General features: G+C 68.8%; 13 protein-coding genes. 6 read left to right on the top strand and 7 right to left on the bottom strand.

All coding sequences use genetic code 11. The features are described from left to right. Nucleotides 1-786, bottom strand: a complete 786-nt coding sequence (locus Aco04nite_RS39690) for an SDR family NAD(P)-dependent oxidoreductase (RefSeq protein ID WP_213002393.1) — start codon at nt 784-786, stop codon at nt 1-3. Between the two features lie 221 nt (nt 787-1,007). Between Aco04nite_RS39690 and Aco04nite_RS39685 the strand changes: the two genes are divergently transcribed. Further along, nucleotides 1,008-2,237 (top strand): NAD(P)/FAD-dependent oxidoreductase, encoded by a 1,230-nt coding sequence (locus tag Aco04nite_RS39685; protein WP_213002392.1) that lies wholly within the window; start codon nt 1,008-1,010, stop codon nt 2,235-2,237. A 68-nt stretch (nt 2,238-2,305) separates the two neighbouring features. Here the strand turns inward: Aco04nite_RS39685 and Aco04nite_RS39680 are convergent, their stop codons facing one another. From Aco04nite_RS39680 to Aco04nite_RS39660, 5 genes are read right to left on the bottom strand one after another with little or no spacing between them, the layout of a single operon-like run. Further along, entirely contained in the window at nt 2,306-3,529 is a 1,224-nt protein-coding gene (locus Aco04nite_RS39680; RefSeq protein ID WP_213002391.1) for a CaiB/BaiF CoA transferase family protein, read from the bottom strand. Further along, on the bottom strand, nt 3,526-4,674 hold the full coding sequence (locus Aco04nite_RS39675; protein WP_213002390.1) for a thiolase family protein: 1,149 nt from the start codon (nt 4,672-4,674) through the stop codon (nt 3,526-3,528). The genes Aco04nite_RS39680 and Aco04nite_RS39675 overlap by 4 nt, the downstream gene beginning before the upstream one ends. A gap of 17 nt (nt 4,675-4,691) precedes the next feature. Next, entirely contained in the window at nt 4,692-5,084 is a 393-nt protein-coding gene (locus Aco04nite_RS39670) for a Zn-ribbon domain-containing OB-fold protein (RefSeq protein WP_213002389.1), read from the bottom strand. Continuing rightward, the gene (locus tag Aco04nite_RS39665; protein WP_213002388.1) at nt 5,081-5,317 is read right to left on the bottom strand and encodes a ferredoxin; all 237 of its coding nucleotides are present in this window, start codon (nt 5,315-5,317) and stop codon (nt 5,081-5,083) included. Before Aco04nite_RS39665 ends, Aco04nite_RS39670 begins: the two co-directional genes overlap by 4 nt. Then, a complete protein-coding gene (locus Aco04nite_RS39660; RefSeq protein WP_213002387.1) occupies nt 5,314-6,603 on the bottom strand; it encodes a cytochrome P450 in 1,290 nt (429 codons plus the stop codon). The genes Aco04nite_RS39665 and Aco04nite_RS39660 overlap by 4 nt, the downstream gene beginning before the upstream one ends. Before the next feature lie 256 nt (nt 6,604-6,859). On the opposite strand from Aco04nite_RS39660, the gene Aco04nite_RS39655 reads away from it, so the two are divergent. The 3 genes from Aco04nite_RS39655 to pntB are packed head-to-tail and all read left to right on the top strand — an operon-like array spanning nt 6,860 to nt 10,841. After that, complete coding sequence (locus tag Aco04nite_RS39655) at nt 6,860-7,846, top strand: cyclase family protein (protein WP_213002386.1); 987 nt, start codon at nt 6,860-6,862, stop codon at nt 7,844-7,846. Nucleotides 7,847-7,890: 44 nt separating this feature from the next. After that, nucleotides 7,891-9,423: a Re/Si-specific NAD(P)(+) transhydrogenase subunit alpha gene (locus Aco04nite_RS39650; RefSeq protein ID WP_213002385.1), complete on the top strand. Its 1,533-nt coding sequence runs from the start codon at nt 7,891-7,893 to the stop codon at nt 9,421-9,423. A 2-nt stretch (nt 9,424-9,425) separates the two neighbouring features. After that, complete coding sequence (gene pntB, locus Aco04nite_RS39645) at nt 9,426-10,841, top strand: Re/Si-specific NAD(P)(+) transhydrogenase subunit beta (protein ID WP_213002384.1); 1,416 nt, start codon at nt 9,426-9,428, stop codon at nt 10,839-10,841. Between the two features lie 42 nt (nt 10,842-10,883). Here the strand turns inward: pntB and Aco04nite_RS39640 are convergent, their stop codons facing one another. Further along, nucleotides 10,884-11,798, bottom strand: a complete 915-nt coding sequence (locus tag Aco04nite_RS39640; RefSeq protein WP_213002383.1) for an SDR family NAD(P)-dependent oxidoreductase — start codon at nt 11,796-11,798, stop codon at nt 10,884-10,886. Between the two features lie 171 nt (nt 11,799-11,969). Between Aco04nite_RS39640 and Aco04nite_RS39635 the strand changes: the two genes are divergently transcribed. Both Aco04nite_RS39635 and Aco04nite_RS39630 read left to right on the top strand, forming a co-directional pair. Beyond that, nucleotides 11,970-13,643 carry a flavin-containing monooxygenase gene (locus Aco04nite_RS39635; RefSeq protein ID WP_213002382.1) on the top strand — a complete coding sequence of 558 codons (1,674 nt, stop codon included), beginning with the start codon at nt 11,970-11,972 and terminating at the stop codon, nt 13,641-13,643. Then, nucleotides 13,630-13,953, top strand: coding sequence for a DUF4286 family protein (locus tag Aco04nite_RS39630; RefSeq protein ID WP_213002381.1), 324 nt, complete (start codon nt 13,630-13,632; stop codon nt 13,951-13,953). The genes Aco04nite_RS39635 and Aco04nite_RS39630 overlap by 14 nt, the downstream gene beginning before the upstream one ends. Nucleotides 13,954-13,975: the final 22 nt, after the last annotated feature.

Below are 13,975 nucleotides of genomic sequence, written 5' to 3'. Positions count from 1 at the left end.
TCACCCTATGAAGGAGCCGCCGTTGACGCTGACGGTCTGGCCGGTCACGTACGAGGCCTCGTCGGCGACGAGGTAGGAAACAGCTGCTGCGATGTCGTGCCCGGTGCCCGTACGCCCGACGGGGATGAACGTGGCCATCTGCTCGGCCGACGGCATCTTCCCGGCATCGCGCTTCTTCTGGACGCTCGGCGTGTCGATCGCGGAGGGGGCGACGGTGTTGACGGTGACCCCGCTTCTGCCGAACTCCATGGCGAGAGCCTTGGTCAGCGCCATCTGGCCGCCCTTGGAGGCGGCGTAGTGCGCCATGTTCGGGGCGCCCCGCTGAGCACTCGAGGACGAGATCAGCACGACCCGTCCCCAGCCCGCATCGACGAGGTCGGGCAGCGCGGACTGGACCACGTTGAACGTGCCGGTGAGGTTGATCGCCAGCGTGCTGTTCCACTGCTCGAGGGTCATCTGCAGGAACGGTTGTTGCAGGGCGACGGCGGCGTTGGCGACGACGACGCTCAGCGACCCGAGCTCGGAGCGGGCCGCTGCCAGTGCGGCGTCGACCTGCTCGCGGTCGCTGACGTCGGCGCGCAGTCCGAGGGCGACACCGCCGGCTGCGGTGATCTGCGCGGCCGCGTCCTCGGCCGCGCCCTCGACGATGTCGAGAACCGCTACCTTGAACCCGTCCGCGGCCAGGCGCTCAGCGATCGACCGGCCGATGCCGGCCGCTCCTCCCGTGACCACCGCGACGCGTCCGGCTCCCGCCATGGGGGCATCCACCTCTCCCAGCTGTTGCATGCAACAGAACGGATGTTCCGTTGCAAGGCGCACTCAGAATCTCGTGGCGCCGAAGTGATGTCAAGTAACACGGTCGCAACCCCGTAGAACTCTCATTGACACCCGATATTGCTCTTGACAATATTGATCCGGCGTTGCGTTGTACCGGTTTTTCGTTCTCTTCAATGGAAGACTGCAGCCATCGTCGTGCCGAACCGTCGCTGACAGAAGGGTCAGAGCCCATGACCGACGCCACCCCTGACCGTCATGTCGTCATCGTCGGTGCCTCCCTGGCCGGCACCCGGACCGCCCAGGGACTTCGCACCCTCGGGCACACCGGCCGTGTCACCCTCATCGGTGCCGAGAGCGGGCTGCCGTACGATCGGCCGCCGCTGTCGAAAGCCCTGCTCACGAGCGACTGGACGCCATCCGCAATCGACGAGGTCCGGCTTGTTGCCGCCACGGAGCTCGAGGACCTCGCCATCGAGTACCGCTCGGGCACCGCTGCGATCGGCCTGGACACCGCGGCCAAGCTCGTCCGCCTCGCCGACGGCTCCGAGGTCGGTTATGACGTGCTGGTCATCGCGACGGGCGCCGCGGCGCGGCCCTCGCCCTGGGACCCCGGATCCGGCGTCCACCAGCTGCGGACCCTGGACGACGCGCGCATGATCGCCGGTCGCCTGGCGCTGAAGGAGCCCGTGGTCGTCGTGGGCGGTGGTTTCATCGGCACTGAGATCGCCGCGGCCGCGGTCCACTACGGATGCCCGGTGGTCGTCGTGGACCCGGTCCCGGAGCCGATGGCAAGGCTGGTCGGGCCGGAGATCGCCGGCAGCCTGGTCGGCCTGCACCTGCGAAACGGTGTGCAGACACGGTTCGGGGCTGGCGTCGTCGGGATCGAGGGCCGCGCGGGTGACCTCCGCGTCGAGCTGAGCACCGGCGAGCACCTCGAGGCCTCCACCGCCGTGGTGGGTATCGGTTCGGTCCCGGCGACCGCATGGCTGGCCGGCTCGGGGCTCACACTCGACAACGGCGTCGTGACCGACGAGTTCCTGCGGGCTGTCGGCGCCGCCGACGTGTACGCCATCGGCGATGTCGCCCGCTGGCCGCATGCCGGGCGTGCCCAGGCGGTCCGGGCCGAGCACTGGACCAACGCCGGCGATCAGGCGCGCTACGTCGCCACTGCGATCGCGCGGGGGACCGCTGCAGCCTACGCATCGTCCGACTACGTCTGGTCCGACCAGTACGACTGGAAGGTCAACGCGGTGGGCTGGCGCGACCCCCGGGGCACGTCGGTCGTCGTCGGGGACCTCGAGGAGTCCGGCAGGACCGCCGTCGTCCACCTGGACGCCGAGGGTGCGGCATGCGGCGTGGTCACGGTGAACTGGGTACGCGCGCTGAATCAGGCGCGTCGCCGGCTCCTGGCCGGGGAGCCGGGCACGGTCATCGTCGGGGCCTTGCGGCAACTGCTCTGACGATGGGTCGGGGGCTGCGCACCTCGTTGTGCACAACCCCCGGGTCTTGCGGCAGTCGTGAGCCGTTCTCAGGCGACCCGCTCGGCGAGCGAGTCGGCGAACACCACCCGGTCCGCGATCATCGACTCGACCTCGGACTCCGCGAACCCCAGCTCGCTGATCAGGATGCTGGCCGTGTCGGCGCCGAGCGACGGCGGATAGGCCGGCGCGGCGGTGGGCGTACCCACGAACCGGATGGGTGTCGCGACGTTCTCGAACGACGCCTCGTCGCTCGTCACCTCGACCAGGGTGCCGTCACCGGCAGCGCGGGCATCGGTGAGCGCCTCGAGGACGTTCTTCACCGGTGCGGCCGGAACCGAGGCCGCGGAGAGCGCGTCGACCCACTCGGCCGCGGGCCGCCGGGCGAACTGAGCCTCCAGGACGGCCCACAACGCCACTTTGTTCCGCAGCCGGCTCGCCGCGTCCACGAAACGAGGGTCGGTGATGAGCTCCTCGACGCCGAGAACCCGGCAGAGGCCTTCCCACATGCGTGGCGTGTTGGCAGTGACCACGAGTTCACGGCCGTCGCCGGCCCGGAAGGACCGGTAGGTGGCGATCGAGTCGTGGCCGGCGCCCTGGGGTTCGGGGGCCACGCCGTTGAGGCTGGTGTACAGCGCTTGATAGGACAGCATCGCGAGCTGCCCGCGCAGCATCGACACATCGATGATCCGGCCGCGGCCACTCTGATGGCGCGCTTGCAGGGCGGCGAGCACACCGATCACGGCGTACAGGCCGGCTACCACGTCCCCGGCCGGGATCCCGAGCCGCGCGGCCGGTGCTCCCGGGTGCCCGTTGAGGCTCATCACGCCACTCATCGCCTGCACGATCATGTCGTAGGCCGGGCGGTCGCGCAGTTCGCCCTCCTGACCGAAGCCGCTGATCGACGCCCAGACCAGGCGCGGGTGCTCCGCGAGGACGGCTTCGGGGTCCAGGCCCAGTCGTGCCGTCACACCCGGCCGGAAGTTCTCGATGACGACGTCGGCCCCGGCGATGAGGCGCTTGAGGACCTCGAGCCCGCGGGGCGCCTTCAGATTGAGCGCGATGCTGCGCTTGTTGCGGTTGTTGGCCAGGAAGTAGGCGCTCTCGCCGAGAACGGTCGGACCCACGATCGCGCGGCTGGAGTCGCCGTCCAGGGACTCGACCTTGATGACGTCGGCACCGAGGTCGCCGAGCAACTGGGTCGCGGAGGGCCCCGACAGAAACGTGGTCAGGTCGACGACCCGGACCCCGGCCAGGGGCGGCTGGTCGTTCATGCCGCCTCGAAGATGTGCACCGTGCATGCGCCGTGGTCCAGGCCCGCGGTGCCGCCGCCGGTGACGTGGGTCGCCGCCCATCGCGCATCCGGGATCTGGCGAGCCCCTGCCTGCCCGGTGACCTGCCAGAACGCTTCGGCGACCTGGGCAACGCCGCTGGCGCCGACCGGGTGGCCCTTGGCGAGCAGGCCGCCGCTGGGGTTGACCACGACGTCGCCGCCGAACGTGGTGCGGCCGTCGCGCAGCAGGCTGACGGCGCTCTGCTTCTCGGTGAGCCCGAAAGCCTCGTAGTACACGAGTTCGGCGATCGAGAATGCGTCGTGGAACTCGATCATGTCGAGGTCCCACGGCTCGATGCCGGCTTCGGCGTACGCGTCGCGGACCGACTGGTACGTGATCTCCGGCTTGGTCATGTCGCGGTAACCCTCCGCGACCTGGCCGGAGTGCAGCACCGACGCGGCCACACGAGCGGACTTCCCGGCGCCGAGGCGATTGCGGGCGCGTTCGGAGGCGAGCACGACGACCGCCGCGCCGTCGCCGGTCGGGCAGCACATCAGCAGGGTGAGAGGATCGGCGACCGGGCGGGCGGCCAGCACCTCCTCGACGGTGACCTCCTTGCGGAACTGCGCGAACGGGTTGAGGGCGCCGTGGCGGCGGGCTTTCACGCTGACCAGCGCCAGGTCCTCGACGGTGGCGTCGTTCTCGTACAGATACCGGGTGGCGCGCATCGCGTACACCGCGGGCATCACGATGCCCTGTCTGACCTCGCGGTCCTCCGGGGAGAGCGGGAGCGTTCCACCGCCGAACTGGGTGAGTTTCTCCACGCCGATGACCACGGCGACGTCGATGAGGCCCTGGGCGATCGCCGTCGCGGCCTCGTGCACCGCCGTCGCCCCACTCGAGCAGGCGTTGTCGACGTTGACGGTCGGGACCGTGCCCAGACCGATCTCCTTGGTGATCCGCTGGCCGGTCATCATGCCGCCGTAGGAGTGACCCACGTAGACCGCATCGACATCGGACTTCTGGACGCCCGCTCGCTGGAGGGCGTCGATGAGCGGCGACACGGCCAGGCCCACGTACGAGGAGCTGCGGTACTTGCCGAACGGGATCATCGAGGCGGAGATGACGAACGCGTCTTCAGCCATGGGTGGAATTCCTTTGTCTAGGCGCCGGTTGCCGGCGTGAAGAACCAGTCATCGCCGTCGAACCCGAGCTCGACGGGGACGTCCGGCCGCAGCGGGATCGAGTCCTCACGGAGGTCCGCCAGGGTGCGGACGTTGTCGTCGAGGTCGACGTAGCCGACCGCGCGGACTGCTTCGCCCTTGAGGTGCAGCCGGGTGAACGAGTAGAGGACGCCGGTGGCGGGCAGCGGGACGCGGGAGACGTCGCGGGAGACGCACGCGCTGCAGACGACGCGGTCGCCGATCATCGTCTGGCCGCAGTCGGCGCACCGGGTGCCGACCAGACGCCGGCCTTCGGGGAAGGCGCCCAGCAGATCGTCGTTCTCCAGGTCGGCGATCGGCACGGAGACCGGGGCTTCGGGCGTGACGCTCACTTCACTCCTTCGGATGTCGTGCCGGCCGTGACGCGTGCGATCGACCGGGTCGGGCACACGCCGATGGCCATGTCGATCTTGTCGTCGCTGTCGCCGTGGGAATTGATCACGATCGCGACGCTGATGTCGTCGAGATCGAACGTGTTCGGGGCGTAGAAGGTGCATTGACCCGAGCCCATGCAGCGGTCCCGGTCGACGGTGAGGTCCCCCGCTGCGGGGTCGCCGGCCGTCACTGCGCCCCCCGCGCGGTGTATTCGAGGTACAGATGGGTGTGGCCACGGAACTTGTAGCTCTCCATCAGGTCCCAGTGGCGATCGCCCGCGGGTCCGTGATGCTTCTCGGAGACCCGGATGCTCTCGGTCCGTTCCAGGAACCGCTGGATGGAGTAGACGGCCTCGGCTCGGGCCAGTGGCGCGCCCGGGCAGGTGTGGATCCCCCGGCCGAACGCCAGGTGCTGGCGCGCGTTCGCGCGGGTGACGTCGAACTGGCCGGGGTTGTCGAAGACCCGTGCGTCGCGTCCGGCGGCGCCGTGGAGCAGCAGGACGACCGTGCCCGGCGCCAGGTCGAGACCGCCGATGCTGGTGGCGACCTTCGTGAGCCGGAACGAGCCCCGGATCGGGGCCTCGATGCGCAGGACCTCCTCGATGAACTTCGGGATCAGCGCGGGCTCGCGCCGCAGCAGATCCTGCAGCTCGGGGTCCTCGGCGATCCGGGTCAGCGAGATGCCCAGCAGCTGAACCGTCGTCTCGTTGCCGGCCGCGAAGAGGTTGGACGCGATCCGGGCGACCTGGATCGGCTCCGGCAGAGTCCCATCGGGGAACGTGGCCGCGGCCATGCCGGTCAGCAGGTCACCGGCGGGGTGCTCGCGACGCTCCTGGATCTTCCCCACGAAGTAGTCGTAGAGCCGTTCCAGGCTGTTGTGGCCGGTCTTCTTCAGCTCGAGGTTGCCCAGCATCGGGGCCTCGGTCGCCAGCAGCTCGATGAGCATCGGACGGTCCGCCTCCGGCACGCCCAGCAGATCCGCGACTGCGAGGATGGCGTAGCGCTTGGCGTACTCCCAGATGAACTCGCATTTCCCGGCGGGGAGCAACTCGTCGAGGAAGCGGTCGGCGGTCGCCTTGAGGAAGTCCTCGTTCTCCTTCAACCGCTTCGGGGTGATCAGTCCCATCAGCAGGGCACGGTGATCGGTGTGCATCGGCGGGTCGAACGTGACGATCTGGTCGTTGGTCGGGAAGTACTGCCTATGCTGCTCGAGGAGATCGGTCAGGTCGTCGCCGGCGAGTTCGACGGGCAGGTCGAGGACCGGGCCGCCGGTCCGGTTGATCGAGGAGTACACCTCGGGCTGGTGGTAGACCTGCAGCGCTTCCTCGTAGCCGGTGACGATGACGACCCCGTACTTCGACTCGCGCCACACCGGGTGGTTGGCCAGCATGTAGTCGAAATAGGGGGCCGAGTCCGCCGCGATCCCGGCGTCGGTGAAGTAGTCGATCCGCTCCGGGTCGATCTCCACGGTGCTCATCTCTGCCCCTCTCCTTGGCTGCTCTCGGCGCAAGGGAACGTCATCGACGCCCATGTGTTGCGAAGCCAGGTGTTTCATTGTAGAGAACATGCGTCCTGTTGTGCAGCATGACCAGGATGGTCCGCCTTTCGCGTCGCTGTCAAGCATGGAGAGCAGCATTGACAGGCCCCGGACCGCGATGCAGACTGCCGAATCTATTGCGTTGTACAACTTACGCGTTTTGTTGTACGGAACATTCCAGCGAAGGGATTCAACGATGGCCGATGACCTCGGGCCGGACCGGCTCGCCCCCTGGGTGCGCGAGATCGCCGCGAAGCACGACGCCGCGCGTCATGGCGACGGCACGCAATGCCGCGGTTCGGTCGCTCTGATCGACGAGGCGGCTCGCCTTCGCGGCGTGGCCGAGGTCCGGCTGGGCAGGGCCATCTCCCTCGAGCGCGAGGTCGAGACCCGGCCCGCCCAGCTCGCCGCTCTGGCCGAGGCCGCGGCCGAGGAGAAACGGCAGTGGCAGGAGCTGGCCCAGGCGGAACTGCCCGACGGTCACGGTTCGGTCGAGCTCACGGTGAAGGTGGGCCTGTACGGCCGCGCCGTCCACGGCGGCGACGTCATCTCCTACGACGCCCACGGCGTCCACAACACCCACCTCGACGGCCTCGCCCATCTCGGGGCGGACGCGTCCTGGCACGGCCCCATCCCGGCGGCGAACTCCGAGACCGACGAGGACACGATCGTCAACTGGGCCCAGCACGGCATCGCGACCCGGGGCGTGCTGCTCGACATCCCGGCGACCCGCGGGGTCGAATGGGTGACCGCGGACCGGCCCGTCACCGGCGAGGACCTGGACGCCGCACTCGCGGCCACCGGCGTGACGCGCGAGCCCGGCGACGCTCTGCTGATCTATCAGGGCCGCGACCGCTTCGAGGCGGCCGGCAATCGCTACACCCCCGGCGCCGTGTTCCAGGCACGCCCGGGCATCGGCGAAAGCGGCGCGAAGTGGATCGCCGCCCACGACCCCGGCCTGGTGCTGTGGGATTTCCACGACGCGCGCAGCAACCCGGCGTTCGCCCTGGAGGTCCACAACCTGATCTTCGCGATCGGCCTCTGCCTGATCGACAACAGTCTCCTCGGCCCCGCGGCAGCCGCGCTCCGGGCCGCCGGGACATCGACCGGTCTGCTCGTCGCCGCACCGACGGCGATCCACCGGTCGACGGGTGTGCTGATCAATCCCCTCCTGTTGTACTGAACCACCGCCGCTTGTATCCGTCCTGTGAAGGAGCAAGTCCGACGATGCTCATCGGAGTCCCTCGCGAGCCCAAGGGGGAGACGCGGGTAGCCGCCACCCCCGTGACCGTCAAACAGCTCATCGCCCTGGGGTACGACGTCGTCCTGGAGACCGGCGCGGGGGAGGCCGCCAGCTTCGCCGACGAGGCGTACGCCGGGGCGGGCGCCCGTATCGGAGCTGCCGAACAGGCCTGGGGCGCCGACGTCGTCCTGCGGCTCAACGGGCCCAGCATGCCGGAGACGGACCTGCCGAAGAGCGGTTCCGTTCTCGTCTGCATGCTGGCACCGGCGCTCAACCCGGAACTGGTCGACGCGCTGACCGCGCGGACGATCACCGTCCTGGCCATGGACGCCGTGCCGCGGATCAGCCGGGCGCAGTCGCTGGACGTGCTCTCGTCCATGGCGAACATCGCGGGTTACCGCGCCGTCATCGAGGCCGCACACCACTTCGGCCGGTTCTTCACCGGCCAGGTCACCGCCGCGGGCAAGGTCCCGCCGGCCAAGGTCCTGGTCGCCGGCGCCGGTGTGGCCGGGCTGGCGGCCATCGCCACCGCTGCCAGTCTCGGCGCCGTTGTGCGCGCCACCGATCCCCGCCCCGAGGTCGCCGACCAGGTCAGGAGCCTGGGCGGAACCTACCTGCCGGTCGAGGCCGGCGAGCGGATGGACTCCTCCGACGGTTACGCGAAGGCGACCTCCGAGGCCTACGACGCGGCTGCCGCCCGGCTCTACGCCGAGCAGTCCGCCGACGTCGACATCGTCATCACCACGGCGCTCATACCCGGGCGGCCCGCGCCGCGGCTGCTGACCGCGGCCGACGTGGCCGCGATGCGCCCGGGCTCGGTCATCGTGGACATGGCCACGGCCCAGGGCGGCAACGTGGAGGGCTCGGTCACCGGCGAGGTGATCACCACCGGCCACGGCGTGACGATCATCGGCTACACCGACCTCGCCGGCCGGCTGGCAGCCCAGGCCAGCCAGCTCTACGGCACCAACCTGGTCAACCTGATGAAGCTGCTCACGCCGGACAGGGACGGAACGCTGACCCTCGATCTCGGCGATGTCGTCCAGCGCGGTATCACCGTGACCAGGGGCGGCGAGAAGTTGTGGCCGCCACCACCGGTGCAGGTCTCGGCGGCAACCGCGCCCGCGGCCGCGGCGATCGCGCAACCGGTCGTGACCCGGCGCCCGTTCCCCGTGGCCGCCAAGCTCACGCTGACCGGGCTGGGAGTCGCCGCCCTGTTCGCCGTCAACGCGTTCGCCCCCGAACCGATCCCGCGGCACTTCACCGTGCTCGTCCTGGCGGTGGTCATCGGCTACTACGTCATCGGCAAGGTGCACCATGCCCTGCACACGCCGCTGATGTCGGTGACCAACGCGATCTCGGGTGTCATCCTCGTCGGCGCCATGTTCCAGATCGGTGTGCACGACGTCGTCGTCCGCACCCTCGCGACTGTCGCCGTCCTGCTCGCCTCGATCAACGTCTTCGGTGGTTTCGCCGTGACGCGCCGCATGCTGGCCATGTTCCAGAAGGGCACCTGACGATGACCGCCTCCTCGATCGCCTTCGCCGCCGGCCTGGTCGCCTCCCTGCTGTTCATCCTCTCGCTGGCGGGGCTCTCGAAGCACGAGACCGCCAAGCAGGGCTGGACGTACGGCGTCGCCGGCATGGTCGTAGCCCTCGCGGCCACCGCCGGCCTGGTCGTCGACGGCGACCCCGGCATCGGCCTGCCGCTGCTGATCGCGGGTGTCGTGGCCGGCGGCGCCATCGGGCTGTGGCGTGCCCGGGCCGTCGCGATGACCGGCATGCCGGAGCTGATCGCTCTGCTGCACAGTTTCGTCGGGCTTGCCGCCGTTCTGGTGGGATGGAACGGCTATCGCGAAGCGGCCCGGGGTCTCATCTCGTTCCCGCCCGGCAGCCTGGAGCGGATCCACCACGGCGAGGTCTTCGTCGGGGTCTTCATCGGCGCGGTTACCTTCACCGGTTCGATCGTGGCGTTCCTCAAGCTCAGCGCCCGGATGAAGTCGGCCCCGCTGGTGCTGCCGGGAAAGAACGCGCTCAACCTCGGCGCGCTGGTGCTCTTCGGCGCCCTCACGGTGTGGTTCGTGATCAGCCCGTCGCTGTGGCTGCTCGTGGCTGTCACGGCCCTGGCGTTCGTGCTGGGCTGGCATCTGGTCGCGTCGATCGGCGGCGGTGACATGCCGGTGGTCGTCTCGATGCTCAACAGCTACTCCGGCTGGGCGGCCGCAGCCTCGGGCTTCCTGCTCGACCAGGACGTTCTGATCGTCACCGGTGCGCTTGTCGGGTCCTCGGGCGCCTACCTCTCGTACGTGATGTGCCGGGCGATGAACCGCTCGTTCCTGTCCGTCATCGCCGGCGGGTTCGGCATCGAGGCCGGCCCGGCGGCCGATGCCGACTACGGCGAGCATCGTGAGATCCTCGCCGAGGACGTCGCCGAGCTGCTCACCTCAGCCGCATCGGTCGTCATCACGCCTGGTTACGGCATGGCCGTCGCCCAGGCGCAGTATCCGGTCGCCGAGCTCACCCGGCTGCTGCGCGACAGGGGCGTCGAGGTCAGGTTCGGCATCCATCCCGTGGCCGGCCGCCTTCCCGGCCACATGAACGTCCTGCTGGCCGAGGCGAAGGTGCCCTACGACATCGTGCTGGAGATGGACGAGATCAACGACGACTTCCCGGGTACGGATGTCGTGCTGGTCATCGGCGCGAACGACACCGTGAATCCGGCCGCGGACGAGGACCCGGGCAGCCCCATCGCCGGCATGCCCGTGCTCACGGTCTGGAAGGCCCGCGACGTCATCGTCTTCAAGCGGTCGATGGCGGCGGGGTACGCCGGGGTGCAGAATCCGCTGTTCTTCCGGGACAACTCGCACATGCTGTTCGGTGACGCGAAGGACCGGGTGGAGGAGATCGTCCGGGCGCTGTCCCGCGTGCCGGTCTGAGCGGCGGCTGCGGTGAGGTGCGGGCCTCACCGCAGCCGCCGCTCAGGCGCCGGGGTAGAGGTGCGACATGAAGCGGGCGCCCCAGTCCATGGTGCCCGTGGGCACGTAGTAGCCCTTCTCGTCGACGATCTCGTCCCAATGGGCGGCGACGTCCTCGACGGCCGGCACGCCGTCGCCCGCGTCGAGCCATCCGGGGGTGAAACCGAGGAACCAGCGGCCGAATCGCCTCGCGCCGGCGACCAGGATCTCGCCGTTGACCGCGCACGACTCGTGTGCGAGATAGGCGACCATCGGTGCGACGTTCTCGGTCGCCATCGCCGCCGCGCGGGCCTCGTCCATCCGGTTCGCCGTCACCACGTTCGGCTTGCTCGCCGACTCACTCGGCCGGGTCACCGAGTTGGGGGCGACACAGTTGACGAGGATCCCCTTCGCCGCGCTGGAGAAGGCGAGGCTGCGGGTGAAACCGATCAGGGCGCCCTTCGCAGTTGCATACGCCAGGTTGTCGGCCAGCCCCAGCATCCCGGTGGAAGCAGTGGTGATCACCCGGCCGTAGCCCTGTCGCTCCATGTGGGGCCACGCGGCACGGGTGGTGTGCCACGTGCCGCGCAGGTGCACGTCGAGAGTCAGCTCCAGATTCTCCGCGTCGGCCTCGGGCAGCGCCGCCCACCGAGAGATCCCCGCATTGTTGACCACGATGTCGACCCGGCCGAATTGGCGCACGGTGCCCTCGACCAGGGCCTGGCAGCCGCCCTCCGTGCCGACCGTGTTGGTGTCCGCGACGGCGATCCCGCCGGCGGCGACGATCTCGTCGACGACGTCGTTCGCCGGCCCGGCGTCGCTGCCCGTGCCCTCCTTCGAGCCGCCGAAATCGTTCACTACGACCTTGGCGCCCCGGGCGGCCAGCAGCAGGGCGTGCGCCCGGCCGAGTCCGCGTCCGGCGCCGGTCACGATGGCCACGCGGTCATCGAATCGAAGTTCAGGGGTGGCGTCCATCGGTCTCCTCGCGTGAGCGTCGCTTTATTTCCTCAACCCTGCTCAGATGTTACAACGCGATCTACATCGAAACATGCACCAGAACAGCCAGATCTATTCTACTTTTGAGCACATCGGCTTATATTCGATCGCAGGATGCTGCTGCGGCAGCCAGGACCGAGCGGGAGTGAGCTGATGGCGGAGCAGGCCAACGACGACATCGATGTCGAGGTGCTGGTGATCGGTGCCGGAGTCGTCGGCATCTACGCGCTCTACCGGGCGATCGACGCCGGGTTCTCGGCGCGCACGCTCGAAGCCGGTGACGGTGTCGGTGGAGTCTGGTACTTCAACCGCTACCCGCAAGCGCGCTTCGACTCGGAGAGCTACACCTACGGCTACATCTTCTCCAAGGAACTCTTCCACGAGTGGCAGTGGAAGGAGGAGTTCGCCACCCAGCCCGAGATCGAGAGCTACCTCAACCACGTCGTCGACCGCTTCGATCTGCGCAGGCACATCCACACGGGCCAGAAGGTCACCTCCGCCGTGTACGACGAGGCGGGCAACGCCTGGGTGGTGACGACCGGCACGGGCACCGTCGTCCGGGCACGCTGGGTCATCTCGGCGACAGGGGGGCTCTCGGTGCCGCATTACCCGGAGCTCGACGGCCTGGACGACTTCGCGGGGCAGGCGTATCACACCGGAGCCTGGCCGCACACCCCCGTGGACTTCGCCGGCAAGCGCGTCGCCATCATCGGCAACGGGCCCAGCGGCGCCCAGCTGCTCCCGGCAATCGTCGACACGGTGGAGGCGGTGGACCTCTACCAGCGCACGCCGACCTGGACCACCCCGCTGAACAACGGCCCGCTCACCGACGAGCGCCACCAATGGCTCGGCGACAACTGGGACACCGTCGTCAACGTGCTGACCACCTCGCCGTCCGGCTTCCTGCACGAGCCGTCCGGGAAGTTCTCCACCGTCGACACACCCGAGCAGCGCCAGGCCTTCTACGAGACGATGTGGAACGCGCCCGGATTCGGCAAGCTCACGATGAACTACTACGACATGACGACGAACCGGGAACTGAATCTCGAGTTCTGCGATTTCCTCGCCCGTAAGGTCCGCTCGATCGTCAAGGACCCGGTCACCGCGGAGCGGCTCATCCCGAAGGACCATCTCTTCGGTGCGAAGCGGCCGCCGTTCGTGGCCAACTACTACGAGTCCTTCAACAAGCCGAACGCATCACTGATCGCCCTGAAGGAGACGCCGATCGTCCGCGTCGACGCGACGGGGATCGAGACCACCGAGAAGCACCGCGACTACGACATCATCGTGTACGCGACGGGCTTCGACTTCGGTACCGGCGCTCTGACCCGCATGGGGGTGAGGGGGCGCGGCGGGCTCGACCTGAGCAAGGACTGGGAGGACGGGCCGGCGGACTTCGGCGGCTTCAGCGCGTACCTGCTGCCGAACTTCTTCTTCCCCGGCGGGCCGCACGGTGCCGGCGGCGGCAACTATCCGCGCTATTCCCAGGACCAGGTCGACTGGATCACCACGACCCTGATCCACGCACGCGAGCACGGCTTCGACGTCTTCGAGCCCACCGAGGCGCAGCAGGATGCGTGGATGACGATGATCGAAACTTTGGCTCCCCGGTCGATCTTCTCGGCCGAGCACAGTCATTACTACGGCGCCAACGTCGAGGGGAAGGTCCGCAAGTTTCTCCTCAACCCCGGCGGACGGGCCAAGCTGCACGAAATGCTCGACGAGATGTCCTCGACCGAGAACTACACCGGCGCATTCAGGAAGGCCTCGAACGATGTCCTCATCTGACCCCACGAAGCAACGCGAAGCGCTGCTGGCCCTCAGCAACCCGGTCGACGGCAAGGAGGAGGAATTCCGCGAGTGGTACTGGGGAACCCACATTCCCGAGCTGCTCGCACTTCCCGGTTTCGTGGCGGCCCACCGCTACCAGGTCCCGGAGTCCGTCACCCTCGGCGTGCCGCACCGCTATGCGACGCTCTACGAGGTCGAGGGCTCGGCCGACGAGGCCCGGACCCTGTTGTACACCTCGAACCTCAGCTCGAGCGACTCGCTCGACGTGACGACCGCGGTCGTCCTGCCCATCGTCATGGCGGGCTGAACGACCACACAGGACCGGAAAA

The sequence above is a fragment of the Winogradskya consettensis genome (assembly GCF_018332715.1).
Taxonomy (GTDB): Bacteria; Actinomycetota; Actinomycetes; order Mycobacteriales; family Micromonosporaceae; genus Actinoplanes; species Actinoplanes consettensis.
Note: the sequence above shows the minus strand (reverse complement) of the source record. Positions and strands in the feature narration are given on the sequence as shown.

Coding starts and splice junctions, on each gene's coding strand:
- Aco04nite_RS39690 (WP_213002393.1), bottom strand. CDS start 786: ATGCAACAGCTGGGAGAGGTGGATGCCCCCATGGCGGGAGCCGGACGC.
- Aco04nite_RS39685 (WP_213002392.1), top strand. CDS start 1,008: ATGACCGACGCCACCCCTGACCGTCATGTCGTCATCGTCGGTGCCTCC.
- Aco04nite_RS39680 (WP_213002391.1), bottom strand. CDS start 3,529: ATGAACGACCAGCCGCCCCTGGCCGGGGTCCGGGTCGTCGACCTGACC.
- Aco04nite_RS39675 (WP_213002390.1), bottom strand. CDS start 4,674: ATGGCTGAAGACGCGTTCGTCATCTCCGCCTCGATGATCCCGTTCGGC.
- Aco04nite_RS39660 (WP_213002387.1), bottom strand. CDS start 6,603: ATGAGCACCGTGGAGATCGACCCGGAGCGGATCGACTACTTCACCGAC.
- Aco04nite_RS39655 (WP_213002386.1), top strand. CDS start 6,860: ATGGCCGATGACCTCGGGCCGGACCGGCTCGCCCCCTGGGTGCGCGAG.
- Aco04nite_RS39650 (WP_213002385.1), top strand. CDS start 7,891: ATGCTCATCGGAGTCCCTCGCGAGCCCAAGGGGGAGACGCGGGTAGCC.
- pntB (WP_213002384.1), top strand. CDS start 9,426: ATGACCGCCTCCTCGATCGCCTTCGCCGCCGGCCTGGTCGCCTCCCTG.
- Aco04nite_RS39635 (WP_213002382.1), top strand. CDS start 11,970: ATGCTGCTGCGGCAGCCAGGACCGAGCGGGAGTGAGCTGATGGCGGAG.
- Aco04nite_RS39630 (WP_213002381.1), top strand. CDS start 13,630: ATGTCCTCATCTGACCCCACGAAGCAACGCGAAGCGCTGCTGGCCCTC.